This is a genomic window from Sphingomonas leidyi (genome assembly GCF_011761945.1).
Taxonomy (GTDB): Bacteria; Pseudomonadota; Alphaproteobacteria; order Sphingomonadales; family Sphingomonadaceae; genus Sphingomonas; species Sphingomonas leidyi.
Genome location: NZ_JAASQV010000002.1, coordinates 927,327 through 953,693 on the forward strand (window position 1 = coordinate 927,327; position 26,367 = coordinate 953,693).

The 26,367-nt window shown below is 64.5% G+C and carries 24 protein-coding genes, 1 tRNA gene and 2 pseudogenes; 10 read left to right on the forward strand and 17 right to left on the reverse strand.

What is annotated here, in order from left to right:
* Window positions 1-100: 100 nt before the first annotated feature.
* On the forward strand, window positions 101-625 hold the full coding sequence (locus FHR20_RS14295) for a DUF2306 domain-containing protein (protein ID WP_243857322.1): 525 nt from the start codon (window positions 101-103) through the stop codon (window positions 623-625).
* On the opposite strand, the gene FHR20_RS14300 is transcribed toward FHR20_RS14295, so the two are convergent.
* Both FHR20_RS14300 and FHR20_RS14305 read right to left on the reverse strand, forming a co-directional pair.
* Window positions 622-1,302: a DNA alkylation repair protein gene (locus tag FHR20_RS14300; protein ID WP_167300240.1), complete on the reverse strand. Its 681-nt coding sequence runs from the start codon at window positions 1,300-1,302 to the stop codon at window positions 622-624. The two genes, FHR20_RS14295 and FHR20_RS14300, sit on opposite strands and share 4 nt — an antisense overlap.
* A 16-nt stretch (window positions 1,303-1,318) precedes the next feature.
* Entirely contained in the window at window positions 1,319-2,746 is a 1,428-nt protein-coding gene (locus FHR20_RS14305; RefSeq protein WP_167300241.1) for a sigma-54-dependent transcriptional regulator, read from the reverse strand.
* A gap of 153 nt (window positions 2,747-2,899) precedes the next feature.
* On the opposite strand from FHR20_RS14305, the gene FHR20_RS14310 reads away from it, so the two are divergent.
* The 8 genes from FHR20_RS14310 (at window position 2,900) to FHR20_RS14345 (ending at window position 8,482) form a co-directional block, all read left to right on the forward strand.
* Window positions 2,900-3,040 (forward strand): aa3-type cytochrome c oxidase subunit IV, encoded by a 141-nt coding sequence (locus FHR20_RS14310; RefSeq protein WP_167300242.1) that lies wholly within the window; start codon window positions 2,900-2,902, stop codon window positions 3,038-3,040.
* The gene (locus FHR20_RS14315) at window positions 3,037-4,155 is read left to right on the forward strand and encodes a Rossmann-fold NAD(P)-binding domain-containing protein (RefSeq protein ID WP_167300243.1); all 1,119 of its coding nucleotides are present in this window, start codon (window positions 3,037-3,039) and stop codon (window positions 4,153-4,155) included. Before FHR20_RS14310 ends, FHR20_RS14315 begins: the two co-directional genes overlap by 4 nt.
* Before the next feature lie 104 nt (window positions 4,156-4,259).
* The gene (locus FHR20_RS14320; RefSeq protein ID WP_243857324.1) at window positions 4,260-4,604 is read left to right on the forward strand and encodes an endonuclease domain-containing protein; all 345 of its coding nucleotides are present in this window, start codon (window positions 4,260-4,262) and stop codon (window positions 4,602-4,604) included.
* Between the two features lie 3 nt (window positions 4,605-4,607).
* Window positions 4,608-4,886, forward strand: coding sequence for an NAD(P) transhydrogenase subunit alpha part 2 (locus FHR20_RS14325; RefSeq protein WP_086127554.1), 279 nt, complete (start codon window positions 4,608-4,610; stop codon window positions 4,884-4,886).
* 3 nt (window positions 4,887-4,889) lie between these two features.
* Window positions 4,890-6,302, forward strand: coding sequence for an NAD(P)(+) transhydrogenase (Re/Si-specific) subunit beta (locus tag FHR20_RS14330; RefSeq protein ID WP_167300245.1), 1,413 nt, complete (start codon window positions 4,890-4,892; stop codon window positions 6,300-6,302).
* Window positions 6,303-6,325: 23 nt separating this feature from the next.
* Window positions 6,326-7,258 carry a hypothetical protein gene (locus FHR20_RS14335; RefSeq protein ID WP_167300246.1) on the forward strand — a complete coding sequence of 311 codons (933 nt, stop codon included), beginning with the start codon at window positions 6,326-6,328 and terminating at the stop codon, window positions 7,256-7,258.
* Window positions 7,259-7,385: 127 nt separating this feature from the next.
* A complete protein-coding gene (locus FHR20_RS14340) occupies window positions 7,386-8,351 on the forward strand; it encodes a helix-turn-helix domain-containing protein (protein WP_167300247.1) in 966 nt (321 codons plus the stop codon).
* Between the two features lie 55 nt (window positions 8,352-8,406).
* Window positions 8,407-8,482 (forward strand) — tRNA-Val (locus FHR20_RS14345).
* A gap of 549 nt (window positions 8,483-9,031) precedes the next feature.
* On the opposite strand, the gene FHR20_RS14350 is transcribed toward FHR20_RS14345, so the two are convergent.
* On the reverse strand, window positions 9,032-9,472 hold the full coding sequence (locus FHR20_RS14350) for a hypothetical protein (protein ID WP_167300248.1): 441 nt from the start codon (window positions 9,470-9,472) through the stop codon (window positions 9,032-9,034).
* 159 nt (window positions 9,473-9,631) lie between these two features.
* Between FHR20_RS14350 and FHR20_RS14355 the strand changes: the two are divergent.
* Window positions 9,632-9,974, forward strand: a pseudogene (locus FHR20_RS14355) (site-specific integrase); the annotation flags it as partial.
* Window positions 9,975-10,311: 337 nt separating this feature from the next.
* Here the strand turns inward: FHR20_RS14355 and FHR20_RS23050 are convergent.
* From FHR20_RS23050 to FHR20_RS14430, 14 genes and pseudogenes are all read right to left on the reverse strand, one after another.
* Window positions 10,312-10,554 (reverse strand): annotated as a pseudogene (locus FHR20_RS23050) (RHS repeat-associated core domain-containing protein); the annotation flags it as partial.
* Window positions 10,532-10,729, reverse strand: coding sequence for a CPCC family cysteine-rich protein (locus FHR20_RS23235; RefSeq protein ID WP_167300249.1), 198 nt, complete (start codon window positions 10,727-10,729; stop codon window positions 10,532-10,534). The pseudogene FHR20_RS23050 and the gene FHR20_RS23235, both read right to left, overlap by 23 nt.
* A gap of 302 nt (window positions 10,730-11,031) precedes the next feature.
* On the reverse strand, window positions 11,032-11,403 hold the full coding sequence (locus FHR20_RS14370) for a hypothetical protein (protein WP_167300250.1): 372 nt from the start codon (window positions 11,401-11,403) through the stop codon (window positions 11,032-11,034).
* A 332-nt stretch (window positions 11,404-11,735) separates the two neighbouring features.
* On the reverse strand, window positions 11,736-12,032 hold the full coding sequence (locus tag FHR20_RS14375; RefSeq protein WP_167300251.1) for a hypothetical protein: 297 nt from the start codon (window positions 12,030-12,032) through the stop codon (window positions 11,736-11,738).
* Entirely contained in the window at window positions 12,029-16,237 is a 4,209-nt protein-coding gene (locus FHR20_RS14380; protein WP_167300252.1) for an RHS repeat domain-containing protein, read from the reverse strand. The genes FHR20_RS14375 and FHR20_RS14380 overlap by 4 nt, the downstream gene beginning before the upstream one ends.
* A 1,698-nt stretch (window positions 16,238-17,935) precedes the next feature.
* Complete coding sequence (locus FHR20_RS14390) at window positions 17,936-18,337, reverse strand: TrbC/VirB2 family protein (RefSeq protein ID WP_167300254.1); 402 nt, start codon at window positions 18,335-18,337, stop codon at window positions 17,936-17,938.
* The gene (gene virB11 / locus FHR20_RS14395; RefSeq protein ID WP_167300255.1) at window positions 18,334-19,329 is read right to left on the reverse strand and encodes a P-type DNA transfer ATPase VirB11; all 996 of its coding nucleotides are present in this window, start codon (window positions 19,327-19,329) and stop codon (window positions 18,334-18,336) included. Before virB11 ends, FHR20_RS14390 begins: the two co-directional genes overlap by 4 nt.
* Window positions 19,326-20,435 (reverse strand): TrbI/VirB10 family protein, encoded by a 1,110-nt coding sequence (locus FHR20_RS22710; RefSeq protein WP_243857325.1) that lies wholly within the window; start codon window positions 20,433-20,435, stop codon window positions 19,326-19,328. The genes virB11 and FHR20_RS22710 overlap by 4 nt, the downstream gene beginning before the upstream one ends.
* Window positions 20,432-21,124, reverse strand: coding sequence for a TrbG/VirB9 family P-type conjugative transfer protein (locus FHR20_RS14405; protein WP_167300256.1), 693 nt, complete (start codon window positions 21,122-21,124; stop codon window positions 20,432-20,434). The genes FHR20_RS22710 and FHR20_RS14405 overlap by 4 nt, the downstream gene beginning before the upstream one ends.
* A complete protein-coding gene (locus tag FHR20_RS14410; protein WP_167300257.1) occupies window positions 21,121-21,894 on the reverse strand; it encodes a VirB8 family type IV secretion system protein in 774 nt (257 codons plus the stop codon). Before FHR20_RS14410 ends, FHR20_RS14405 begins: the two co-directional genes overlap by 4 nt.
* Window positions 21,891-23,120 (reverse strand): TrbL/VirB6 family protein, encoded by a 1,230-nt coding sequence (locus FHR20_RS14415; protein WP_167300258.1) that lies wholly within the window; start codon window positions 23,118-23,120, stop codon window positions 21,891-21,893. The genes FHR20_RS14410 and FHR20_RS14415 overlap by 4 nt, the downstream gene beginning before the upstream one ends.
* A complete protein-coding gene (locus tag FHR20_RS14420) occupies window positions 23,117-25,471 on the reverse strand; it encodes a VirB4 family type IV secretion/conjugal transfer ATPase (protein ID WP_167300259.1) in 2,355 nt (784 codons plus the stop codon). The genes FHR20_RS14415 and FHR20_RS14420 overlap by 4 nt, the downstream gene beginning before the upstream one ends.
* Entirely contained in the window at window positions 25,450-25,734 is a 285-nt protein-coding gene (locus FHR20_RS14425) for a VirB3 family type IV secretion system protein (protein WP_167300260.1), read from the reverse strand. The genes FHR20_RS14420 and FHR20_RS14425 overlap by 22 nt, the downstream gene beginning before the upstream one ends.
* A gap of 1 nt (window position 25,735) precedes the next feature.
* Window positions 25,736-26,038, reverse strand: coding sequence for a TrbC/VirB2 family protein (locus tag FHR20_RS14430; RefSeq protein ID WP_208413668.1), 303 nt, complete (start codon window positions 26,036-26,038; stop codon window positions 25,736-25,738).
* Window positions 26,039-26,367 lie beyond the last annotated feature (329 nt).

Here is a 26,367-nt window from a genome sequence, read left to right on the forward strand (position 1 = left end):
CTGCCGGCCGGCGAAGCGCCTTGCCGGTCCACGTAGCCGCGATTGCGGGTGCACCGCCAGCTGCGATCCTGCTCGTGCCAATAGTGTCGGGAGGCAGGCAATGGCCAGCAATGCAATCGTTCGGGAAGCAGGGGGGATCGATCTGTCGCGGATCGCCAAGGGAGTCATGTTCGTCGCGGCGGGCACTTTGGCGGGAGCTACCGGGCTTGCCGTGGCTCGGGTGCTGCTCGGCCTGACGCCGGCGACCTATGAGATCCGGCAGGTCGCCATCCTCGTCCATCTCGTCGCGGTGCTGCCGGCGATCCCGCTCGGCCTCTGGGTGCTGCTGGCCCGCAAGGGCGATGCGACGCACAAGCTGCTCGGCCGGATCTGGGCGCTGCTGATGGTCACCGCGGCGGTGTCGGCGCTGTTCATCCGCTATTTGAACCACGGCCAGTTCAGCTGGCTGCACCTGTTCGTGCCCGTCGTGTTCTTCACGCTGTACCGTGCCGTCCGCCAGGCCCGTGCCGGGCAATTCGCCGCGCACAAGCGCAACATGTGGCGGCTCTATGTGCTGGCGCTGCTGCTGCCGGGCATGTTCGCCTTCCTGCCGGGCCGGCTGCTCTGGCAGTGGCTGACGGTCTAGCCGAGCCCGGCCTTCCGCCTGGCCGCCGGGCGCGCCAGGTCGCGCGCCGCGTCCCGCCCGATCCAGCGCGTGGCGGACAGGGGCGAGGCGGAAAGCCGCTCGGCCATTTCGCCCGCGGCCGCATGGAGGGCGGGGTTGCGCATGCCGATCCCGCGCAAGGCCCAGCTCACGCCCTTCTTGACGAAGTTGCGCGGGTCTCCGGCATGGGCCTCGATCAGCGGCAGCGCTTCGAGGAAGGGGGCGTCGCCCAGCTTCTTGGCGTGCAGCGCCAGCCCGGCGAGCAGGGCGAAGGCGGCGCGGCGCACGAACTCGCGCTCGTCCTCCGCCCAGCGAGGGACGGCGCCCCAGGCGAGCGGGCTCTTGTCGAACAGGTCGAAACAGGCCGTGTCGCAGGTCGCCCAATTGTCGAACCCCGCGGCCCAGCGGTCCATCCCCTCCGCCGTCAGCGCCTTGGGCTCGCCGACGAAGCAGGCGAGCAGCCGCGCTTCATACACGCCGGCATCCCATAGCTGCTCGGCAAGCGCCTGGTCGCGCCCCAGCGTCTTGGCGACGCCGCGGACGGTGCCGACCTTGATCCCGATGACGCGGTCCGCCGTGGCGATGCCGAAGCGCGGCATCCCGTCGGCCACGCCGGGTTCGGCAGCCTGTTCGAGCAGTCGGAGCGCTTCGGCCAGCATGGCGGCGAGCCTAGGCTCAGGCCGCGCTCTGGTCGATCCCCAGTTCGCCGAGCTTGCGGTAGAGCGTCGAGCGACCGATCCCCAGCCGCCGGGCGACCTCGGTCATCCGGCCGCGATAATGGCCGATGGCGAGGCGGATCACATCGGCCTCGATCTCGTCGAGCGCGCGCAGATTGCCGTCGGGGCGGAACAGGGTGACGCCGGCATGGCCGTTGCCCGGCGCCTGCGCGCCATTGGCCGCCGGCCGGCCGGCCGCGAGCTGGGCGATCTGCGGGAAATCGGCGCGGGCCAGCCCGTCGCCGTCGCACAGCACGGCGGCGCGGAACAGCGCGTTCTGGAGCTGGCGGACATTGCCCGGCCAGTCATAGCTGCCCAGCAGTTGCAGCGCGTCGTCGGTGATGCCGAGCGGGCGCAGGCCGGGCTGCTCGGCGATGCGCGCGAGCAGGTGGCGCGCCAGCGCCGGGATGTCGCCGATGCGCTCGCGCAGGGGCGGGATCGTCACCTGGACGACGTTCAGGCGGTAATAAAGGTCCTCGCGGAAACGCCCGGCCTCCACTTCGGCCTGCAGCGTCTTGTTGGTCGCGGCGATCACGCGGACGTCGACTTCGCGGGCGTGGCGCGCGCCGATCGGCTGGATCTCGCCCGATTGCAGCACGCGCAGCAGCTTCACTTGCGCGTCGAGCGGCATCTCGCCCACTTCGTCGAGGAACAGCGTGCCGCCATCGGCGTCGGCGAAGCGGCCGATCTTGCGCTCGAAGGCGCCGGTGAAGGCGCCCTTCTCGTGCCCGAACAGCTCGCTTTCCACCAGGTTGGCGGGAATCGCGCCGCAATTGACGCAGACCATGTCCTTCTTGCTGCGCGGGGAAGCGGCGTGGATCGCCTCGGCCACCACTTCCTTGCCGACGCCGCTCTCGCCTTCGATCAGGACGGGCACCCGGGCGCGGGCGGCCTTGGCGGCGATCGCCAGCGCGGCGCGGAACAAGGGAGCGCTGCCCACGATCTCGTCAAAGGCGAGCGGCGCGGAGAGTTTCTCGGTGAGCGGGCGCAGCTCGCCCGCGGTCTTGCCGCCCACCGCGGCCTCGAGCGCGGCGAGCAGCCGCTCGGCGGCGAGCGGCTTCACCAGGAAATCGGTCGCGCCGGCGCGCATCGCGTTCACGGCATTGGCCACCGATCCGTTGGCGGTGAGCATCAGGATGGGCAGCTGCGGCCGGCGGGTGCGCAACTCGCCGATCAGCCCCGCCGCATCGGCGTCGGGCGAACTATGGTCGAGCAGGATCGCGTCGAGCGCCATCCCGTCGGGGGTGCCCAGCGTGGCGATGCCCGTCTCGGCCTCGCTCGCGAAGATGGTGCGCCAGCCGCGGCGTGCGGCGATGGCCGCGACGAGGCGGCGCTGTGCCGGCTCGTCGTCGATCAGCATCAGGAGGCGCTGGCCGTTGCGCGTCATCGCTCTTTCTGTCCCCAATGTCCCGTTTCAGGGCGTCACTCATAGAACGGATGGGTAAAGGCGGGCTTAAGCCTGACGTAGCGGCACGAGGGTTGAGCGGGTGGAGGGGCGGAGCTAAGGTCAGGCCAATTCACGTTTCAAGGGGAGAGACGAATGGTCGATACGGTCGACAGCGCCGAACAGCTCAAGGCGCACGAGCAGACCTGGAATGGTTTCAAGGCGATGATGTTCTGGGGCACGATCGGCGTGGCCCTGATCGCCGCCCTCGTCGTCTTCCTGATCTCCGCCAAGTGAAGATCGCGGTCCTGAAGGAGGCCGCCGCCGGCGAGCGGCGCGTCTCCGCGACTCCGGAAACGGTGAAGAAGTTCGTCGCGCTGGGTGCCGAAGTGGCCGTCGAGGCAAATGCGGGCCTGGACGCCTCGATCGCCGACCAGGCCTATGCCGACATGGGCGCCGCCATCGGCGACCGTGCGGGGACGCTGAAGGACGCCGACATCGTGCTGGGCGTGCAGGGCCCCGATCCGGCGAGCCTGAAGGGCGCGAAGCCGGGGGCGTGGATCGTCGCGGGCCTCAATCCCTTTGGCGAGCGTGCCCGCGTCGATGCCTATGCCAGCGGCGGGTTCGAGGCGCTGGCGATGGAGTTCATGCCGCGCATCACGCGCGCCCAGTCGATGGACATCCTGTCCTCGCAGTCGAACCTGTCGGGCTACAAGGCGGTGCTCGATGCGGCGGCCGAATATGGCCGCGCCTTCCCGATGATGATGACCGCGGCGGGCACCGTCTCCGCCGCCAAGGCCTTCGTGATGGGCGTTGGCGTGGCGGGGCTGCAGGCGATCGCCACCGCGCGGCGCCTCGGCGCCCAGGTCTCGGCCACCGACGTGCGCGCCGCGACCAGGGAGCAGATCCTCTCGCTCGGCGCCAAGCCGATCTTCGTCGAAGCGGTGCAGGGCATCGAGGGCGAAGGCGCCGGCGGCTATGCCACCGAGATGAGCGACGAGTACAAGGCCGCCCAGGCCGAGCTGGTCTCCGCACACATTGCCAAGCAGGACATCGTGATCACCACCGCGCTGATCCCCGGCCGGGCCGCACCGCGCCTGATCAGCGACGCGCAGATCGCCAGCATGAAGCCGGGCAGCGTGATCGTCGACCTCGCGGTCGAGGCCGGCGGCAATGTCGAGGGTGCCGTGGCCGGCGAGATCGTCGAGCGGCACGGCGTGAAGATTGTCGGGCACCGCAACGTGCCCTCGCGCCTCGCCGCCGATGCCTCGGCGCTGTTCGCGCGCAACCTGTTCAACTTCCTCTCGGCCTTCTGGGACAAGGAGCAGGGCAAGCCCGTGCTCGACGAGGAGATCGGCAACGCCATCCGCCTGACCCAGGGCGGCAAGGTGGTGCACGAGAGGCTGCTGTAGAATTCCTCCCCGGAACGGGGAGGGGGACCGCCGAAGGCGGTGGAGGGGGAGGGAGGCAAATGCTGAGGCCCGAGGTTTCCACCGCGCGGAGGCTAAGACGGGAGATGCAGCTCCCCGAAGTGCTGCTCTGGCAGGCGCTTCGCGGGGCGAAGACCGGGATCAAGTTTCGCCGGCAACATCCGGTAGGTCCCCATGTAGTGGATTTCTTCGCGCGTGAGCCTTCGTTGATCATCGAAGTCGATGGCGAGGCGCACGAACGAGGAAATCGGCCAGAGCGTGACGAATTGCGTGACCGATTTTTGAACGAGAACGGGTACAGGGTAATGCGGGTGCGTGCAGTAGATGTGCTGCAAGACTTGGGAGCGGTCGTTTCGTCGATCATCTTCCTTGCCGAACGCCCCCTCCACCATGCTTCGCATGGTCCCCCTCCCCGTTCCGGGGAGGAATGATAAGTGGACTTCATCTCGATCCTGTCGATCTTCGTGCTGGCGTGCTTCGTCGGCTATTACGTGGTCTGGTCGGTCACGCCGGCGCTGCACACGCCGCTGATGGCGGTGACCAACGCCATTTCCTCGGTGATCATCGTCGGCGCGCTGATCGCGTCGGCGGCCTCGGGCGCGGAGATCGCCAAATGGCTCGGCCTGGTCGCCGTGGCGCTGGCATCCGTGAACATCTTCGGCGGCTTCGCCGTCACCGAGCGCATGCTCGCCATGTACAAGAAGAAGGGCTGAGCCATGCATGAGGGGGCACCTGTCAATCCCTGGGTGGCGCTGGCCTATCTGGTCGCCGGCATCTGCTTCATCCTCGCGCTGCGCGGGCTCTCCAGCCCGGCGAGCAGCCGGCGGGGCAACCGGCTGGGCATGCTCGGCATGGCCATCGCCGTCGTCACCACCCTGATCACGCACGAGATCGCCAGCCCGATCGAGCTGGGCGCGGCGATCGCGATCGGCGGCGCGATCGGCTTCGTCACCGCGCGGAGGATCGCGATGACCGCGATGCCGCAGCTCGTCGCCGCCTTCCACTCGCTGGTCGGCATGGCGGCGGTGCTGGTCGCCGCGGCGGCGTTCCTCAATCCGGGCGCGTTCGGCATCCTGGGCGCGGACGGCGAGATCCTCAGCGTCAGCCGGATCGAGATGGGGCTGGGCGTCGCGATCGGCGCGATCACCTTCTCGGGATCGGTGATCGCCTTCCTCAAGCTCAACGGCAACATGTCGGGCAAGCCGATCCTGCTGCCCGGCCGGCACGTCATCAACCTGGGCGTGCTTGCCGGCATCCTCGGCCTGATCGCCTATTTCGTGACCGACCAGAGCCCCTGGGTGTTCTGGACCGTCACTGCGCTCAGCTTCGTCATCGGCTTCCTGCTGATCGTGCCGATCGGCGGCGCGGACATGCCGGTGGTCGTCTCGATGCTCAATTCCTATTCGGGCTGGGCGGCGGCGGCGATGGGCTTCACGCTGCACAACAGCGCGATGATCATCACCGGCGCGCTGGTCGGCAGCTCGGGCGCGATCCTCAGCTACATCATGTGCCGCGCGATGAACCGCAGCTTCCTCAGCGTGATCGCCGGCGGCTTCGGCGCCACCGATGGCGGCGGCGCGGCGGGCCAGGCGATCGACCGGCCGTGGAAGCGCGGCTCGGCCGAGGACGCGGCCTTCCTGATGAGCCAGGCCGAGCAGGTGATCATCGTGCCGGGCTATGGCATGGCGGTCGCCCAGGCGCAGCATGCGCTGCGCGAGATGGCCGACAAGCTCAAGGAGCATGGCGTCCGGGTGAAATATGCGATCCATCCGGTCGCGGGGCGCATGCCGGGCCATATGAACGTGCTGCTGGCCGAGGCGAACGTGCCCTATGACGAAGTCTTCGAGCTGGAGGACATCAACTCGGAATTCGCCCAGACCGACGTCGCCTTCGTGATCGGCGCCAACGATGTGACCAATCCGGCGGCGAAGACCGACAAGTCCTCGCCGATCTACGGCATGCCGGTGCTCGACGTCGAAAAGGCCAAGACGGTACTCTTCATCAAGCGTTCGATGGGCGGCGTGGGCTATGCGGGTGTCGACAACGAGCTGTTCTACCGCGACAATACCATGATGCTGCTGGCAGACGCGAAGAAGATGGTCGAGGAGATCGTGAAGAGCCTCGACTGACGGCGGCGAACGGGGAGATTGTGATGGCGAGCGTGGGTTCGATTCTGGGCGGTGCGTTCGGGCTGTTGCGCGAGCGGCCGGGTGCGGTGGTGATCTGGGCCGTTACCTATTGCGTCGGCTCGCTGGCCATTTCGCTGATCATGGGCCTGTTGATGTTCGGCACGGTGATGCCGGCCAGCGCCGATGCCGGGGCGGCGCTCTCGGTCTGGGCGGGCCCGATGTTCAGCCTGATGCTGCTCCTCTATCTCTGCCTGCTGCTGCTCGTCGTGGTGCTGATGAACGCGGTGTTCCGCGCGATGCTGCGGCCACAGGAGGGCGGCTTCGCCTTCATGCGGCTCGGCATGGACGAGTTCCGGATGCTCGGGCTGGTGGTCCTGGTCTGTGTCGGCGTCTTCGCCGCGGTGCTGATCGGCGAGTTGCTGTTGCTGCTGCTGATCACGATCATCGGCTTCGCGCTGGGAACGGGGGCGATCGCCGGCGCGATCTCGGTCGTGCTCGCCTTGGCCTTTCTCTGCGCCATGGTCTGGCTGGAGGTCCGCATCTCGCTGATCTTCCCGCTGAGCTTCCACCGCCGCCGGATGAGCCTGGACGCCGCCTGGGAGCTGACGCGCGGCCGCTTCTGGCTGCTCTTCGCTTGTTATTTCCTGATCGGGCTGATCTTCGCCGTCGCCACCGGCATCGTGATGTGGGCGGTGATGGGCGAGTATTTCGTCGCGCTGATCCAGGCCAATGGCGACCAGGAGCAGATGCGCCTGGCGGCCGAGGCGTTCGCTGCCAAACAGTTCGCCATGCCGCTCGCCGCCAAGATCCTGTTCGGCGTGGTGGGGGCGGTGTTCTTCGCGGTGGGGCTGGCGCTGGGGCCGGGCCTGCTCGCCAGCGCCACCCGCGAGCTTCTTGGCGACGAGAGCGAAGCCGCGGTGTTTGCAGCCGAATCCGACGGATCAGTCATGGACTGATTCGGAACGGACGGGCAATGAATCCTGCGCCCGTCCGCGCCGCGCCATCAGAACCGGAATGGAGCGGACAGAGCATCCGTTTCGGAGGTTGGGCCTCTCCGGCGCATGGAGCGACTCCGAGAGGGCGATGACGAATCTTTCCGCGGCCCCCGAACTGATCGGCGCGCCCTATGCCCTGGCCGTCAACGCGGTGCTGATCGCGGAGGCGGCGGGCGCGGACGTGGACGCGGCGTTCGCCGCGCTCGGGATCCGGGTGCGGGATCGGGCCGATTTCGCGGCTGCGGCGCCCTTGCTGGACTCGGCCCGGCTCGATCTCGTCCTGCTCGACGCCCGGGCCAGCGGCGCGGCCGTGCCGGCGCCCCTGCTCGATCGCCTGGCGATGTGCGGCTTGGAGGATGGGCCTGCGCTGGTCGCCATCTTTCCGGCCGACCAGATCGACCTTGCCGGCGCGCTGCTGGGGGCGCCGCGCGCTCAGCTCCTCTGCGATCCGGGAGCCGGCGAGCTGCTGGCCGCGCTGTTGGGTGTCGTCGCCGGGGGAGAGGCGGCGGCGCGGCTTTCCTTGGCGGACGTCACGCGCGATTCCGAGGCCGTGCGCCTGCGCCGGCTCAACGACGAAGTGGCGCGCATCGCCGATATCCTTGCGCGCCTGACCCGGGGCGAGTTTGCGGAGGAAGACGAGATCGAGCGCCGCGCCGGCATCCGGGCGCCCGACATGGAGTATCGCGGGCCCGACGAGCCCATGCCCGAGATCGCCGCCGCCGAGATCCGTGCGGTCATCCGCGCGCGCCGGCTGCGCGCCCAGTATTTCGCATCCGACCTGTTCGCCGACCCCGCCTGGGACATGCTGCTGGACCTGTTCGCCGCCGGGCTCGAGCGGCGGCGCGTATCGGTATCCAGCCTGTGCATCGCTGCGGCGGTTCCGCCGACCACGGCGTTGCGCTGGATCGGCACGATGCACGATGCCGGCCTGTTTCGCCGCGAGGCCGATCCCGGCGACCGGCGCCGCGCCTATATCGTGTTGAGCGAGAAGGCGCAGCAAGGCATGCGCAGCTATGTGGGCGCCGTACGCCGGGCGGGGTTGAGTCTCGTTTGAGGGCTTGCTCCAGCGCTCCGGCTTTGGCATCGGATCAGGACCGGCATCGTGCCCGGGGCGCTTAGCTCAGTTGGTAGAGCATCTCGTTTACACCGAGAGGGTCGGCGGTTCGAGCCCGTCAGCGCCCACCATTTCCCACCGGTTTGTTGAGCCCGGATAAAAGTGCCTCATCCGTGAAATAAGACTGCCTCAACGCAGGCCATGCGAGGGCGCCGGTCGGCCGCTAAGCGCCCCAATCTCGGTCGGTCGCCTTGGCCGCTTCTGGTCCCGAAAGCCGTCATTCGTTCGGACGATCATCGAACGGCAGCTACCGGCTGGAATGCGGTCGTTCGTCAGTCGTCCATTTCAAGGCGTATGCAAGCGCGGAACCTACCCCCCTCAGCATCCTGTCGATGCCAAATCTCGACCACTTTGTGATGCACGAAATAACCAGGCGGTGTGTCTCGGGCCAGATACTCACCGAGGCGAGGCAGGAAATCGAACTCTGCTGTGAAAAGCGGCTCTAAGGCGTCCTTGTCGCCGAAGGCTTCTACGATTGGCATGGCAGAATGCTACGCCGGGATGTCGATGTCCGCAATTAGGGTGGTTGCCGCCGGGCGGCTTTCAGAGCCGGAAATTTCAGCTGGAACGACGGAGATTGGCTGGAAGGCAGAACGGCGGGATTCCCTTCAAAATAGACGTCATCTTCCGTTCAGCGTGGCCTCGTCAGCTTCTCGATCCATCAGGCGTGCAATATCTGCGCGGAAGGCGTCGAGATCAGGGTAGTTAGTTGTGAAACAGCCGCGCGTGCGGTTGTCGGGCTCGTGATAATCGGCCACCTCAAATCGAACATTGAGATCGCCGCGGTTGTTGGCCGGCGCTATCTCGATCTTAAGCCTCAGATCGGCTCCTTCCTGCATGCCAAAGCCCCATTGCGCGACGATCGGACGATCCGTCGCAATAGGGAAAACACTCAGCGCTTCGCCGAACTCCTTGACGTCCTGCCATTGAACCCAAAAGCCACCATCACCTGAAAGGCGGTCTGCCTGCACTTGGACGGCAAGCCAACCGAAGTCGTCCCTCGGTTTCTTGGGATCGAAGAAGCTGGCGTCGTACTGGTAGCGAAGGGTGAGCTTGCTCATCCTCCCTGTTCGCACCCCCCGGCAATGTCTGCAATCGGGACTCCGGGAACCAGGCTGAAATGGTCGATATTTGAGGCGCATGCCGCCCCTGGCCTTCTGCAAGGGTGGCCGACTTCGACGCGTTCATCGGATGCCAATTACGGCCGCTGGAGATGAACGATGGGACATTCACACCTCGATCCCGCATTCCACCACCGGCCTGCGTGGAACGCCGGCAAGATGATCGGCACCAAACGCCCGCTGACGCAGAAGCAGATCTGGGCAGTCCGGTTCTTTCTCGACCGCGAAGGGAGGCTGCGTGATCGGGCGCTGTTCGATCTCGCGCTCGATGGCAAGCTGCGCGGATGCGATCTGGTCAAGATCAAGATAGGCGATCTTGGTTTCTGGAGTTGATGTGAGGACCAGGTCGACCGTGATCCAGAAGAAGACCGGCCGGCCGGTGCAATTCGAACTGACGGCGGGCGTGCGCGCGAGCCTCGCTGCATGGCTGGAACGTCGTGGAACCCCTCTTGGTCGACGTCAGCCATTCCTGCCAGGGCACGCTGGGCGCCGCAAAATTCACTCTCGGACTGCCCCTCGTCGTTGAGGATGGCACACAACCGATCGGTGACCGGCGCTATGACGCTGGTGGCGCCGCGCAGATAGGCGCGCAGCTCGTCCCGTGAGGGGGCGATGGCGCCTACATCCGGAGTTGGACCATCAGCGACATCGAGAACAACGGCGGCGGCCGTAACGACGTTGATCGCCGCACCCACGGGATCATCCTTGATTTGCCTAGCGACTTCCCGGTTCTGTGCGACAATGGGCATGATCGGCACAGTTTGATTGCCATCGGGGTCCCGTCCATTGACCGGATCATTCCCGACATAGGCATAGAGATTGGCCTGATCGTCATACCCGATCGGATCGGTCTGGAGGAACCGGCCTAGCGTCGGCGAGTAGATGCGGGCCTTGTAATAGTACATCCCCAGCTCGGGGATCCACGCCTGGCCGGTATATTGGAAGCGTCCATCCTGACCGGCACCGGGAATTCCATACCTGCGCCACCTCGCTGATAGATTATTTCCTGAGGTGAGCTTCACGACATTGGTTCAGACTCAGTTGATTTGCTCCTCCGGAATAATCGGGGTCGTCTCGCTGGACAGGATCATCCTCCCAGCCAAAGACATGACATATCTCATACACTCCGACTTCACTCAGGACTTCGGAAGCACAGCAGGGACATGGAAAGAGGGATTCACCGGCATCACTTCCCATTGCCTATTCCAATAATTTGGGTCGTCCTTAGGCATGAATATTGTTCGTGGCGAACCGCTTGAGCCTGAACTCAGAGCGTGTTTGTGCGTGGATCATAGAAAAGCCGATCGCCATTCGGGCGAGTTCTTGTCAGCGTTCCGGCGGGCGGGCTGTCAAAGAACCGCTTAGCACCCTCCATGTATTGCTTTGAGTTCGCGAACTCAGGGAATTCGCTACCGTGCTTCTGCCAATGCCCAAACGCGTTCTCGACCGGAGACTTTGGCCGTCTGAGACCAGATCGGCGCCCCCCCCTTTTGCGACTCTTATTGTTCGTGTGAGATACTCATACTCATCGAGAAAGAAGTAACTCTATATTCTGCCCAAAGACCTGAAACGGACTCGAATCCCGCGAAAATAAGGTTACCTTCGCTAGCGTTCCATTCACATATTTCCCGCAAGCCCACCGAAGGATTTATCTCAATATCGACCCACACCCCGTCAGCATATTCTCGCAACTGAATGGGGCCGGAGATTACGCACTGCACATTGGCGTCCGGACCGATAAAGCCGATATCTTCCACAAAAATGCCGTCGCTACGGAAGCTGATCTCCCTGTCACTCGCTACAAAGGAGCCGATCTGACAGTCTGGAAAACTGGCTCGATTTGCGTCGCTGGCTTCAAGTTCCAGATACATAGTTAGTAGCCTACGGTCGGAATATGCACATCTGGTGAGGTTCGCGGCGCCCTATTTAGATTAGCACCCAGTGGATTACCTCGCGCATCGTAAATGTGGAGGTGAGGTGTCGTAGTCACTTTGTCCGCCGGGTGGAGCTGGGCACGAACTCTTCCAGACTTATCAACGAACGACATAAACTTTCCGTCAGGGCTCTGCCCTTTTATTTTCAAACCAAGCCTTTGCAGGTCGCTTGCGATCGAGCTGTGCGTCTTGGTCGATACACCGGATAAATAGTCAGTGATAGTCGATCGGGTGAGTCTTGGAGTTCCCTTTGCGGCAACTGATTTTTGTTAGATATTCATCTCGCACATATTGGCATTTGAAAAATATCCCACTCGTGCTGCAGGAAGTTCTGCACGAACCGCGCGCGCAATGTTCAAACCTTCAAGGTCGAGCGCTTCGTTGCTGGCCTTGTCTTCGTATTGGTAGAAATGAGCATCTTCATAGGCCGATAGCCATGCGCTTATCCTATGTGCAAGCTCGTCGGACAAGCCAAGCTCATCGGTTTCCAAGTACCCTCCATTTTTGGCATCTCTAATGCCGGTCCCAGAGAGCATTCCGTCAATAAAAATAGAAAGTTCGGTCATTTCTTTGGCCTAAAAAAGCGGTGATCGATAACGCCGCCTTTGGTGACGCCAATCTCAAATACACCTGATCTGTCGTTCATATTACCCGGCATTTGGTAGATGGTGTAGCCATTCTTCTTTGGGATCGGATTGGTTCTCAGGATAGCGTCGTCCATCGAATAGGGAAAGTTGTGACTGACAGGATCCTCAATGCCCCGCTGCCTCACCCGATCGGCGTATGAATAATTGTGCGTAGCTGCGTTGCCAACAGGCGATGCCCCCTTTCCGGCTGCCGCCCCCTTTCCGGCTGCCGCCCCCTTTGCGGCTGCCGCCTCCAGGCGCGCAGCTCGTCCCGTGAGGGCGATGGCGCCTACATCCGGAGCTGGACCATCAGCGACATCGAGAACAACGGCGGCGGCCGTAACGACGTTGATCGCCGCACCCACGGGGTCATCCTTGATCTGCCTAGCGACTTCCCGGTTCTGTGCGACAGTGGGCATGATCGGCACAGTTTGATTGCCATCGGGATCCCGTCCATTGACCGGATCATTCCCGACATAGGCGTAGAGATTGGCCTGATCCTTGTACCCGATCGGATCGGTCTGCAGGAACCGGCCTAGCGTCGGCGAGTAGATGCGGGCCTTGTAATAGTACATCCCCAGTTCGGGGATCCATGCCTGGCCGGTATATTGGAAGCGCCCATCCTGGCCGGCACCGGGAATTCCATAGTCGTCATAGCTATAGATCTTCCCCGTGCCGCCCGCATCCGCCACGGACACGATGGAACCCTGATGATCGATCTGCAGGCTGTGGCGATCGCCGAGCCAGGCGCCCTTGTACCAAAGGAGCGGATCGTCCTCGCCGGTGCCATGCACATAGCGGCTCAGAAGCGTGCCGTCGCTTCCATATTCAGCGACAAGCTGGTCGCCGTCGTGGAGAAAGCGCGTCACGGCTCCGCTTCCGCTCGATACTTGATAGAGGCGCCCAAGCGGATCGTAGACCAGGCCCGTGCCTGCCGAGGTCGAAATCAGGCGGTTCTCGGAATCATAGGCGTAGGTCTTCTCGCCATCGCTGGTCAGATTCCCATTGCCGTCATAGCCGTAGGTCGGGCCCGGGACGCCGCTATACTGGAAGCCGCTATACTGATTCAGGCCGTTGACGATGTAGGTACGATTGAAATTCTCATATCTCGTGAAGCGATAGGCGTCACTCGAACGCGTACGGCTGACTATCTGGTTTGCGGGATTATATCCAAAGGTCGTGACCACATCCTGCGCGGTTCCGGCCAGATCGTTCGTAAGCTGTGCGAGACGCGACGCCCCGTCATACTGATAGGCGGAGTTCACCGCCCCACGGGTTTCGCCGGACCGGCGCCCCTGGGCATCCCAGGACATCGCCGCGACGCCCGGGCCTCCATTCTCGCGAATGGCGACAGCCCGATTCAGCGTGTCATAATCATAGCTGAAATATTGCCCATCCGGGAACGTGATCCGGGTCCGGTTGCCTGCAACGTCATACTGGAAACTGAGCGTCCGCGCCGTTCCATCCATGTCGTTGACGGTGAAGGTCTGCCGTCCCAGTCCATCATAGCCGTTCGTGACGCCGCGGCCCGTTGCGCTGAATTTCGCAGTAAGCTGCAGCCCAAACAGGTCATAGGTGAAATCGACGCCCGGCGTGGTCGCGCCACGCTTGGACGTGACACGGTTCAGCGCATCGTAGCCATATGTCAGGACCTGCCCGTCACGCTTGCGCAGCTGGGTGCGATTCCAGTTATTATCGTACTGATATTCCTCATAGTCCCACGAATTGGCGGCGCCGGCCGAACTCAGAACCGTGGAAACGCTCTGCGGATTGAAGCTTGCGGACCGTGCGGCAGAGGGGAACGTCCAGCGCGAGAGCCGGTCGTGCGCATCATAGGCGTAGGAGGCTCGGTTTCCGTTCGCATCGATGACGTCGCCCTGTTTGCCGTTCGGCGTGTAGGAGTAGGTGACGTAAGGCTGCTCAAATGAGGTGCCGATCGCTTTGCGCACCTGCAGGAGCTGCCCTGCGGCGTCGTAATAGTTTCGGGTTACGCGGTCGGGGCCTTGCGTCCCCTCGGCGCCGAGGCTGCAGGCATCGCCCCTGTTCGGGGTGAAGGCTGCCTTGTTCATTCGAACGGCGGTGCAGAGAAGCCGGCCATGGGAGTCGTAGGAGAAGTCGGTCGCGGCCTCGATGCTGGCGCCAACATATCGCCGCTCTCCAACCTTTCGACCCTGGTCGTACAGGGAGACCATATGCTCGCGGACGGCCATGCTCTGCAGATCGGAGACCGAGACCCCGAACGCCGTCCCCAGCTCCACCGACGTACGAAACCCATCCGCATCATAACCATAGCGGGCGGCCGCGCGCGGCAAGGGGCCGGCGCCATCCGGATCCGGGCCAATTTCGCCCACCAGCTGGCGAGCATCATCATGGAAGGAGAATGTCGTGTCATCCGGGCCCGGCCGGGGACCATCGACCGAGATCACATTGCCAACGGCGTCATAGGCGCGCGTGACGGTGCTGACCAACGCACCATCCCCGGTGCTGGTCGCCTCGGTGGTCGGCAGGAGGTTGCCATCGTAACCATAGGTTATGCGCAACTCGCCGGAAGATCCCGGACACTCGGTGGCAACTCGGCAGGTGGTGGTGTAGTCGAGCTTCCAGACCGGGCTGCCGGAGCCCACGAGCAGCCCCGCGGCATTCTTGTAGACCGCCTGCACCTGGCGATAATAATATCGGGTTCGCGGACGAACGCCGTTATTGTCGGCAGGAAGCGTCTTTACGGTCACGAGCCCCGTCAGCGGGTCGTAGCTGTAATCGGTTCGATTGCCCTTCGCGTCCAGCGTATAGTCCGGCCGCAGGCACAAGCTCCAGTCGGCGCAATCGGTGTAGCTCGCCGTCGAACCTATCGATCCGGAGCTGCCGGGCTTCGGATTGCCCGTAACCGATACGAGGCGATTGCGCACGACCTCACGGTCGATCCAGACAGAGTTCCCCTCCGGGTACGAGATCCGGGATATATCGAACTCCCGCGGCCAATAGCTGAAGTTCAAGCTCGAGGCTTTCTTGACATCGACTTTTGTGGTGCGCCCGTTCTCATCCGTGAGACCAAACCTGTACACACCAGGCGAAGGATCGCCTTCCCTATAGGGTGTGTCACGATCGATATAGAACCGCCGTGTCGATAGATCGGGGGCTGTAGCAATAGCGCTGTTTACACGCTGAAAGCGATCAACGTCATAGTTGTAGTTAGTCCGCCCGTCCGAATCCTCATACCATACTGTTGCTATGATATTGCGTGGAACGGTGTTGCCAGGAATACCAGCCTGGCCGAATGAGGCGCGTTTGAACTTATAGTTCAACCCACCATTGGGACTGGTTACTTCCCAAGTTCCGTCCGAAGACGTCGTTGTGTACGTTCGCGATGACTGATCTACCGCCGTCCACTGCTGCCTAGTGCTCGCTAACGAGTAGATAGTACGGATCCGCGGCCAGTTTCGTGTGGTCGCGCATGAGGTTGCCGCCGGATCGCAATAGTCCACCGCGAGATTGACGAGCCGCACAGTCTGATCGTTGTAGCTGCCCTCGAAGCGGAGCTGATATCCAGAGTTCGAAGTTATCGAAAGAAGCCCATGCGGACCAGATCCGCCAAAAACATATGTGAGACGATCGCCGTTGGGGCGAGCGATTTCACGCAGCGTTCCCATCAAATCGGAGCCGGAGCCGACAGGGGTAAAGGAGCGCCAATCAAAAACGTACTTCGCACCACTCTCATCGGTCAGGACATACCCGGTGGAGGTTTGTTCCAGCCTCGCTCCATCCGGGCTTGTACGGGGGAAGCCGCCGTCCCAGCCGAAGTCGTACGCCTTTGCCCCGACTTCGGCGATGATCTGAACAAAACACCCGGCGGGGATGGATGTCGTGCCGTTCGGGCACTGCGTGGTCTTTAACCGAACGCTCAGTGGAGGCGCCGAATTCAACGCATCCATGAACGTGTTGAAGACATCATATGACAATAACGGCGCGTCTGCAGGACCAATGGTGAGCTTGGTACTCGATTTTGTCAGTTGCCCGGAGCGCAGATCGACCGCGTTCTCATCCGAGAAGACCACGTTAGGAAGCGTGCCCTCAACGGAAATCTGCGCCTTCGCGCTCGTCGCTCCAAGGATGACAAGCGCAGTAGTTGCAAGAAGAATTTTCTTCATACAAGCAATCCCAAGATAGAATTCATGAAATTCGTAAGCGCTGCAGTGGAGCGGCTGCAGATCGCCGGGCTCCCTATGACCTGGACGGTCGAGCGCCGCTGCTCCGCATGCACCGAAGCGTAGCTGCGCACGCCGGCCTGACCGGCAGACATGCTCGCTTTCTATTTCGCGAAGCAACCACCTTAACCATTTCCTGAAATGGTAAATCTAGCTTGAGATCTGGTGATTGTGGCGTTCCCGCTATACACGCTTATGTCGGCGTTATAGGGGATGGTAAGTCCATCCGACCTGCAGCATTCTGGTGGAATATCTATCGATCCCCACATCTGATTTGCCGAAAAGCTGATAACGCCAGATGGATTTCCGTGGTGATTTGTCTTGTAGGATATTTGCGCGACACCTGAGCAGGTTCCCACTTTTTCTATGGAAACTTGCAGAGTGAATTCGTCGTTGCCGACGGCATCGTGGATTCGGAACGAACAATTTGACTGTCCGCCACCGCTGGGAGCGCCCACAACGGTAACGCTGGTCCTGTTGCCGGCCGCATCGAACTTATAGGATTGCGTTACGCCCGAAGCGGCGCCGCCTGACACCGCTACGCTGGTTAGCCGACCCAGGGCGTCATATGTATATGCTGTTGTTTCCTGGGCCTTTGCCAAGCCCGGGGCGCACAACATGGCGGAAGCAAGAACGACCGCGAATACCTTTTCTCGCATATCACCTCCAGATACTCGCTACAGCCCGAAGGTGGCGTCACGCTGCAACGCGCGCACCCCAGTTGCGGCGCTTGATTACTTAAGCTCGTATATGCATCGGGAATGCATAGGATATCTTGAGAATAGCAGGAGCCAAACAAAGTTTCCGTAATCTCTGCGGGATTTCTGGTCCTATGGGGACTTGTTGAGGCAATTCACCATATGATCAACCTTCTGGGGATATTATGAAACTTCAGCAGTCATGATTGCTTTTCAGAATATTTGTCATAGAGAACGCGAACCTTATCCGCCGAGGTATCGATCAACTTTCAGTTACTCGCTTCGCGATGGGGCGCGGTGTTGACCGAGAGTGACATACCCCTTCGCACATCGGACAAATCTCCGCCCCTTGGCCCGCCACCGAGCGCGCCATAGCTGCTAGGTCGTCGCTTCCTGCGCCCGCATGTGCGGCACCAGAACGAAACCCGGTACCATTGAGCAAGCGAGCAATCGAACGCGCATCGCATCCCCGATCACGAAACACCTTCCCGATGCCCCGCCACGTATGCGACAGGATCAAAGCTCCCCCAGCACTTTCCGGGAAAACTCAATTTCATCAACGAAACTATCCAGCGTTGTTTACAAAGCGATGGCACTTCCCGCGTGTTCGCCCCGTTCTGGGTCAAATTGTGCGGGAGATTGGCAGTTGCCGCCTGCTGCCCGTTCCCACGACGAACCTCTCCCGTGACCAGCGGGGCTGGTCATCTGAGGCACGGGGTTGCTTTCAAGAGCGCTACGGGCGCCAACCGATAAGCGATTGAACGCCCACTTCCATTGACAGCTTACCCAAGCCTGCCTGTCGCGAATCCGCCCTTTGCCGAGCGTTTGAATGACATTGAGAGCGTACTGATTCCGCTCTTTGAAGAACCCTCGGTAGAGTTCCGTCCAGTCAAGTAACTGCCGGAGCCTTCCGCCGCCGCGCACGCGTCCATCGCATCGCAACCTATCGCTGCGGAACCGCCGCCCCGGCATAGGGATCGTAGCTTGGCGCGGGCGTTGGCGCCGGTGTCGGCCTGGGTATGGCAGCGGCGAGCGGTGAAGGCGGAGGCATCGTCTGCACGGGAATATTCCGCCTCGATTGCAGCGATCCCAGCAGGCCGGCCGCGATCGCCGGCGCGCCGAACAGCACGAAGCAGCCCGCGATGACGGTAGCGCCGCGACGGACGGGCATGTGCCCGCCGAGCATCAGGAAGCCGATGCTCGCCACGGCGATCAGCGCGATGCTGGTCGCGATGGTGCCGAGGGCCACGCCCTCGATCCAGCCGATCGCGGCCAGGAAGGGGCTCGATACCGCGGGATCGGCCAGCGAAGGCGCGACTGCATAGGCGAGGGCGGGCATGGTCATGCGAGCAGCACCTCCGCCACGCGCCGCTGTCCGCCGGTGCGGGCAAGCTGGACATAGACGTCCACCGTGCTGCGCACATAATGGCGCACATCGTCGCGGCTGAGCTGGGTGCCCGCCTGCAGCACCAGCAGCACGATCTGCTCGATCGCGCGCTCGGCGGAGTCGGCATGGACCGAAGTCATCGAGCCGGGATGCCCGGTGTTGATCGCGCGCAGGAAGGTATAGGCTTCCTCGCCGCGCAACTCGCCCAGGATGATGCGGTCGGGGCGCATGCGGAGCGACGCGGCGAGCAGGTCGGTCGCGGTCACCCGCGCTTCGCCCAGCGCGCCGCGCACCGCCAGCAGGCCGACGAGATTCTCATGATGCTGGTGGAGTTCGGGCGTGTCCTCGATCAGGATCAGCCGCTCCTCGGCCGGGATCTCGCGGATCAGCGCATTGAGGAAGGTGGTCTTGCCGGTCGAGGTGCCGCCGGAGACGAGGATGTTCTTGCGCGCCTTCACGGCGGCGGCGAGCATGCCCGCGATGTCGCCCGCTTCGAGCAGCGCGGCAAGTTGCACGTCGGCCTCCGATCTTCCCGGTGCCGTGCTCCGGCTGGTCGCGGCGAATGCGCCGGCAGCGACATAATCGTCGAGCGTGAGATCGGAGGAGACGTGCTTGCGGATGGCAAGCGCCGTGGGACCGCGCGTTGCCGGGGGCGCTACGACCTGCACGCGTGATCCGTCGGGCAGGCTGGCGGAAAGCAGGGGGTGCTCACGGCTGATCCCCTGGTGCGAGAGCGCGGCGATCTGGCGGGCGAGCCGGTCGAGCGTAGCGGCATCGAGATCCGGCGCCGGGTGCCGCTCCACCGTGCCGCCGAGTGTCTCCGCCCAGATCTCGCCCGGGCGGTTGACATAGATGTCGGTCACGTCGGGTCGGGCCAGCACGTCGGCGAGCGGCGCCAGATAGGCCTTCAGATAGACTCGCGCGTCGTTCGCGGCGGCGGGTGCGCTCATCGGCTTTCGACGCTCGTGAAGTCCAGATCGCGCGCGACGAAGACCGAGATGCTGGTCGCGGCCCTCACCTTCAGCGTCGGCTTGATCGGGGCCGGCGCGGCAGGGCGCACGGCGCCGCCGATCGAGCCAGGCACCGCCACGATCACCGGGCTGTCCACCGCGCGGGCGGCAAGGTTCACGCCGACATCGAGTGCGGATTGCAGGATCGCGCCGGCAAAGCGCTCGAAGAAATGCGCGTTGACGCTGGCGCGGATGCCGCCCTGGCCGAGCGGATCGGTGGCCGGCGAGCCGATCGCGATGGTGGCGCCGTCCGGGCGGATCAGGCGGATCCAGTTGACGAGCATCCGCTTCTGGCCGGATTCGGTATCGGAGCCATATTCGCCGATCAGCCGGCTGCCGCGCGGGATGAGCACCCGCGTGCCGTCGAAGCCGCGAATGTCGCGCGAGACGAGGGCGCGGGCCAGGCCGGGGCTCGTCGAGTCGAGCGCGGTCTCGAGCACCGCGGGAATCAATGTGCCCTGGGGCACCGTCGTCGCCTTGTTGGCGAGCACGCCCGCGGCGGTGCGCGTGCCGGCAACGCTGCTCTTCGCGGACTGGCCGGTGGCGGGCGCGGCACCGGCATCACCGGAGGCCCGCGGCCTTTCGGCGCCGGTCGTATCGATCACCAGCGTCGGCTCGCTCGCGATGCGCGCGGGCGCTGCGGGAGCCGGTGCCTGTTGCGGCGGCGCATAGGCTGGCGGTGGAACATAGGCCGGCGGCTGGGCCTGCGGCGCGGTGCGCTGGGGTGGAAGCGGCGTGGCGAGGCCGGATGCAGGCAGCGGCGCAGGCGGGGGTGCGGGGCGAGGCTCTGCCACGGGCGGAACGTAGAGCGGGGGAACGGTGGCGGGCGTCGACACGGCGTCGGCGGCACGCGCCCGAACTGCGGGCGCGCTCAGTGAGCGCCGGCGCGCATCGAGGATCGCGAACAGCACCAGGCCGATACCGATGGCGACGAGCAACAGGACCCAGGCCGGTGGCCCCGAGCGCGGACGTGCGACCATCGGAAGCATGCCGGTATCGGCCACTGGCTGGGAGCCAGCCGAGGCGGGCGGACCGGGATCCGTCATTGCCCGTCCATCGTGCGCACGGCTTCGGCGCTGCGATTGTCGATGCGGAACACCAGCCTGTCCTGCACGCTGTCGATCACCATCCTTCCGTCGCGCATCATCCCGTTGACGAGCGTTTCGGGGCCGCGTCCGTTCACGGCGTAAATGGCCGGAAGGGCGCGATCCTCGGGCCATTCGAGATAGGTGTGGACGCCGTCGTCATGGATTCCGCTTGGGCGAAGGTCCGCGCTGCCGCGAACCTTGTAGCGGCCGACGACCTGCTCTGCGACCGGTGTGGTTGCACCCGATCCCGCCAGCGGTCCCGGATAGCGGAAGCGGATAGTCCAGGCCGTGTCCGCGCGCGGTGCGGAAAGCGGCGACAGCTCGAAATTATAGAGCCGCGCGTCGGTCACTACGAGCATGTTGGTCGAGACATCGGGCCGGAGGAGCTTGACGAACAGCCGGTCGCCCCGGCGATTGGCAGTTACCTGCCACCCGCCGCTGTCTCCCAACGCGACATTCTCGACATGCTCGTCGGGGGCCAGCTCGATCGTGACCTGATAGCCGGGTGCCGCTTCCAGCCAGACGACCTGGTCGGGCCGGTAGTCGACCGATTGGAGGTGCGGATTGCCGATGCCGGGTTGCGGGCGCACCTGGGCCGGGGCCGCCATCGGCACGAGCAGCAGGATCGGGGCAAGGAGGCTCCTCATCGCGGCGCCGGCCCCGGGAGCGAGCCCGTGCTGGACGATGGCGCGGGCCCCGGCGAAGCTGCGGGCGCCGTCGCGACGGGTTCGGCCGGTGGCAGCGCTTCGGCATTGCGCTGATACTGCGTCACTTCGAAGCCCAGCGGATTCACGAAACGATCCTCGAGGCTCATCGGTTCGCCCGAATAGCGATAGCGGATCACCGAGACCCAGGCACGCGGCGCCTGCACCGTGCCGTTCGCGTCCCGCTGCGCCGTTTCGAAGCGGACGAGCGCGGCGTTCTTGCCGAGCGGCGACACGCTCTTCACGCGCGTCTCCACCACGCTCGTGCGCGCCAGGCGGACCAGGGGGCTGTCGGGATTCGACGCCTGCATGCCCGCGACATATGCGTTGCGGGCCTCGCCGGCGGACCAGAGCGAGACCTTGCGATAATTGGACTGCAGCGCAGTCGCATCGAAGCTTTCGCGCGCGATGACATATTGGACCAGGAAGGACTGGGTGAGCGCGGCATTGGCGCTCACCTGCTGCGCGTCGAGGGGCTTCAGCGCCTGGACATAGCCGGTCTGCCGGTCGACCAGCAGGGTATAGGGCTCGACGGTCTTGAGCGGTGTGAGCGCAAGCAGCGCCGCAGCCTCCATCAGGGCGATGGCGCAGGCGACGCCGGCGACGATCCATGCGGTGCGCTGCGATCCGCGCAGCGCGGCCTGGCTGTCCTCGGCCCAGCTTCCGGCCTCGCGATAATAGGCGTCCAGCGCCTCGCGCGCCTTGTTCTTCATGATTGACGATCCCGTCGTGTTGCACTGGCCGAGATCCGGTTTCGGGTACGGCGATGAGTTTGCCCGAGCGGTGTGGGCGCCGCGACGGGCGTATCGCGCAGGCCCGTGGCGCCCGGTGCGCGCGCGGGCCCGGCCGCGGCACCCGCGAGCACCGCTTCCTGGCGCTGGATGCGCGCGACCGCTTCCGCCACTGCGGCGGCGCGAGACTGGTGCTCGGCAGGCGGCTGGCGCGCGGGGAGCGGCATGGGCGATGATGTCCGGTCGGCATTGGCGGTGGTCGTGGCGACATGCTCCGCCAGGCGGCGCCAGAGCGCGCCGAGCCGGAAGGCGATCGCGACGCGCGCCGCCATGCCAAGCCCCGCCAGCATCGCCAGCCCGAAGGCGAGCGACGTGACGAGCAGTTCGCTCGTCGCTCCGCCGATCGGCAGGCCGGCCTGCCGACGGGCCAGCAAGGTCGCGAGCCAGGGCTCCAGCAGGGCGAGTTCCACTCCCAGCAGGATCGTCACCGCCACTGCGCCCAATATCGCAGCTACCAGTCCGCGCACCCAGCCTTCGAACAGGCTGCGCGTCCCTTCGAACAGCAGCAGCGCGATGAAGAGCGGCCCCAGGGCGAGCAACAGGCCGGCGACCAGCCGGACCGAAGCATAGGCGGCAATGGTCGCGGTGAGGAAGACGATGCGCGCGGTGCCCAGGGCGAAGGGGCCGACGATGCTGGCCGGCTCGGAATTGGCTTCGGTGATCGCGACCGGCTGGCCGTTCGCATCGGTGCGCGTCCGGGTGGCGATGCCGTTCGGACCGGTCCCCAGCGCGTTGAGCGCGATGAGCGCATCGTCCACCTGCTGCAGCCGTCCGGCCAGCCCACCGGTCGCCCCCGGCAAGCCGGCCGGCGCTCCGGCGCTCGAGGCAAGCTCGGCGGGGCCGTGCATCGCCACATCATAGGCGAGGGTTCGATAAGCGCCCCAGCTCGTGGCGAGCGCCAGCACGATGCCGACCTTCACCAGCGCTAGCACGGTCTCGCGTACGCCCGGCGTGTCGCCGAACAGCAGACGATAGCCGTAAAAGGCCACGAACAGCGTGACGAACCCGGTCAGCAGCAGCGCGAGCGGCGAGCCCGGCGCCGCGGCGGCCTCATAGCCCGCAGCCCCGATCGTCTGCGCCTGGCAATCGACGAAGTCGAGGACGCTTCGCAGATAGGCGCCGTCCGTGATGCCGGGACAGGTGTTCATGCCACCTCCAGCAGGCGGGGCAGCCACTGCGCGGGATCTTCGCCATGCTCGGCGCGGATCTGGTCGAGCAATCGCACCGTGCGCTCGCGGCCGGAAAGTATGGTGAGCAGCTCGCGTTCGCCGCTGAGGTCGAGACGTGCGACCACGCTTTCATTGCCGTGCTTGATCAGGAAGCAATGCGCGTTGTCGGGCAGGGTGCGCACCAGCTCATATTCGTGCGCGGTGAGCCCGAAACCCTCCATATAATCGCTGGCGCGCGCCTTGGGATTGGCCATGAAGACCTGAGTCGCCGCCTGCTCGATGATCGCGCTCGCAATGCGGCTCTCCAGCGCGTCCTGCGCGCTCTGCGTCGCGAAGCCGACGATGCCGTTGCGCTTGCGGATCGTCTTCTCCCAATCCTTGATCCGACGGACGAACACATCGTCGTCGAGCGCCTTCCAGCCTTCGTCCACCACGATGATCGCCGGGGTGCCGTCGAGCCGCTCCTCCACGCGGTGGAAGAGATACATCATGGCGGGCGTGCGGACCGCGGGATCGTCGAGGATCTGGGTCATGTCGAAGCCGACCGTATCGGCGGTGAGATCGGTCAGATCCTCCGCATTGTCGAACAGCCATGCGCGTTCGCCATCGCCCCACCAGGCGCGCAACCGCGCCCACAGGTCCGCACCATGCGGACGGTGGCTGCCCCGGAACAGCTCGACGAGATGGCGCAGCCGGCGTTGTTCGTATGGCTGGCCGAAATTGGCGTCGATCGCGTCCCTGATCTGGGCAAGCTCGTCGATGTCCGCGCCGCCGGCCAAGAGCGCCACCCAATCGATCAGGAACTGGCGGTTGGCCGGATCGTCCTCCATCTGCAGCGGATTGAGGCCCGAAGGGGTGCCGGGGCGCAACAGATCGTAGCGCCCGCCGATCGCGCGCAGGAAGGGCTCGGCACCGCGATCCTTGTCGAAGAAGATGATGCGCGGCGCGAACTTGCGGCTCTGCGCGAGCAGGAAGTTGAGCACCACCGTCTTGCCCGAACCCGAAGGTCCGATCACGGTAAAGTTGCCGAGATCGCCGTGGTGGAAATTGAAGTGATAGGGGCCGGCCGCGGTCGTCTCGAGCAGAGTCACCGCGTCTCCCCAATGGTTTCCCCTCGCCTTGCCCTGGGGCAGGTTATGGCCGTTGGCGAAGCCGGCGAAATTGGCGGTGGAGATCAGCCCGCGCCGGGCGATATACTTGAAGTTCCCGGGGAACTGGGCCCAGAAGGCGGGTTCGAGCGCAATCTCCTCCCGCACCGCGATGATGCCGAGATCGGCCAGGGTCGCCTGTATCTCGGCCACGCCGCGATCGACTTCCGCCAGCGTCTGCCCGCGCACCGCGATCGTCATGTGGTGCTCGCCGAAACCGGCGCGCCCCGCGGCAACGTCGTCCTTGGCGTAGGACAGGTCTGCGCGCAGGCTCACCGCCTCGTCCTCGGCCGAGCGCATCCGCCGGAGCGCCAGGTTCATCCGCGACAGTGCCGCCTGCCGCTCGACGAAGCCGAAGCTCTGCGAGATCGTGATCTCGAAGGGCAGGCGGAGCAGCTCGTCGAGCATGCCGGGCGCCGATTGACCGGGATAGTCCTTGATCGAAACGATCGCCGCAAAGCTGCGCGGGCTGGGTCCCGCGGCGCCGAGCTCGATCGCCTCCTGGCCGAAGCTGATCCGGCGATAGGGCAGATAGGCGCCCGCATCCTGCATCGGCAGCAGCACCGGCCGGACCTCGCCATTGTAGAGCGAGGACAGGAATTCGAGCGGTTCCGAGCAATTGCCCTGCGGAGTCTGGTAGACCGAGAGCAGGCGCGGCTCGTAGCTGCCGAGCGCGGCGATCAATGCTTCGCGGGCAGTGTCGAGCGCGCGCAGATCATGTCCGGTATTGGCTGCCGCCGGGCTGCCGCGAAGCCGGTCGAGAAGGCCCATCCGCCCCTGCAGCGGGCGCCGGATCAGGGTGAGGAACAGGTCGTTGGTATAGAGTCGGCGCTCCGCCAGCCGCGCGCGCCAGGATTCGTCGAGCCGAGTGGAGAAGGCATCGGGAAACTCGGCGTCGAGTTCGGGTTCGATCGCGCGGCGCACCACGTGATAATAGACCGCGAAGCGCGAGGAGCCGATCGACTGGAGCATCGCGTCGCGCAAGCGCTTGCGATAGTTGAGTTCCTCCGTGTCGGCGGTTTCGAAGAGCAGGCCGCGCAGATGGACGACCTGGAGAAGCATCCCGTCGCGCGTCTCTATCGTATGGTCGTCGACGTGGCGCGCATAGGGCAGGTGGCGCCCGGCAGGCGCCTCCCGCGCGACGACCTTGGGATCACCTGTCAGGGCCGGTAGGAGTTGCATTGCCAGATCTTGTGGTTGCGTACCCGGGGGCAGCGGCTCACCCGTGCCAGCCACAAATCGAAGAAGCGTGGCTCACGCAGGCAGGCGAGCACGCCGATCAGATGGATCACCAGGGCCGCGACCAGCGACCAAGCCGATTTGAAGATCAGGAACAGCTCAGTCGCAATGATCGCGTTGGCGACGAAATAGCTGTAGGTGACGCCCGCGAACATCTGCGGGCGCGTCAACGCCACGAACAGCGGGTCGCGCTCCAGTCCGTTCATGCTATTGTCCCAGCTGGGCGCTGGTCTGGATACCCGCGACGATGCTGGCGGCGCCGAACAGGATGAAGCAGCCAAGGATGACGGTGGCGCCGTAGCGCCAGTTGATCCGGCCGGTGAGCATCATCAACCCGACTGCGGCGACCGCGATCACCGCAACGACGGTCGCCACCGTGCCGAGGAGTGTGCCCTCGATCCAATGCACCGCGCCGACGATCACGCCCGAGCCCGCGGGGTCGCCCCCGAGTTCCTGGGCCAAGGCCGCTGACGGCAAGAACGCTGTAAGAAGCACCGCCACCGGCCGCAGCCAGCGGGCAAATTTACCGATCGGCAAGAACACACCCCCTCGATTCGAGCACGGCGATACTGCTCGTGGCGGCCCCGCTTGCCAATGCCATTTGCGCCGAACGCGTTGCGTACCACCGAAATGGGGATATCGTGGGATCGGACATGTTACGGAAACAAGCTTGAATTGCCTCGAAGGAAACGAAGGGGGGCGGCGTTCATCGTGTCTTTCGCGCCCGGTTCTCGGGTGTGGCATTTTTCTGAATTAACTCATCAATTTGATAGAAGTTGGGGAGGGGCCGGTGGGCCTCTTTCCAGGCGGAGTATTCCTGCCTCGATCGGGATGGGGTT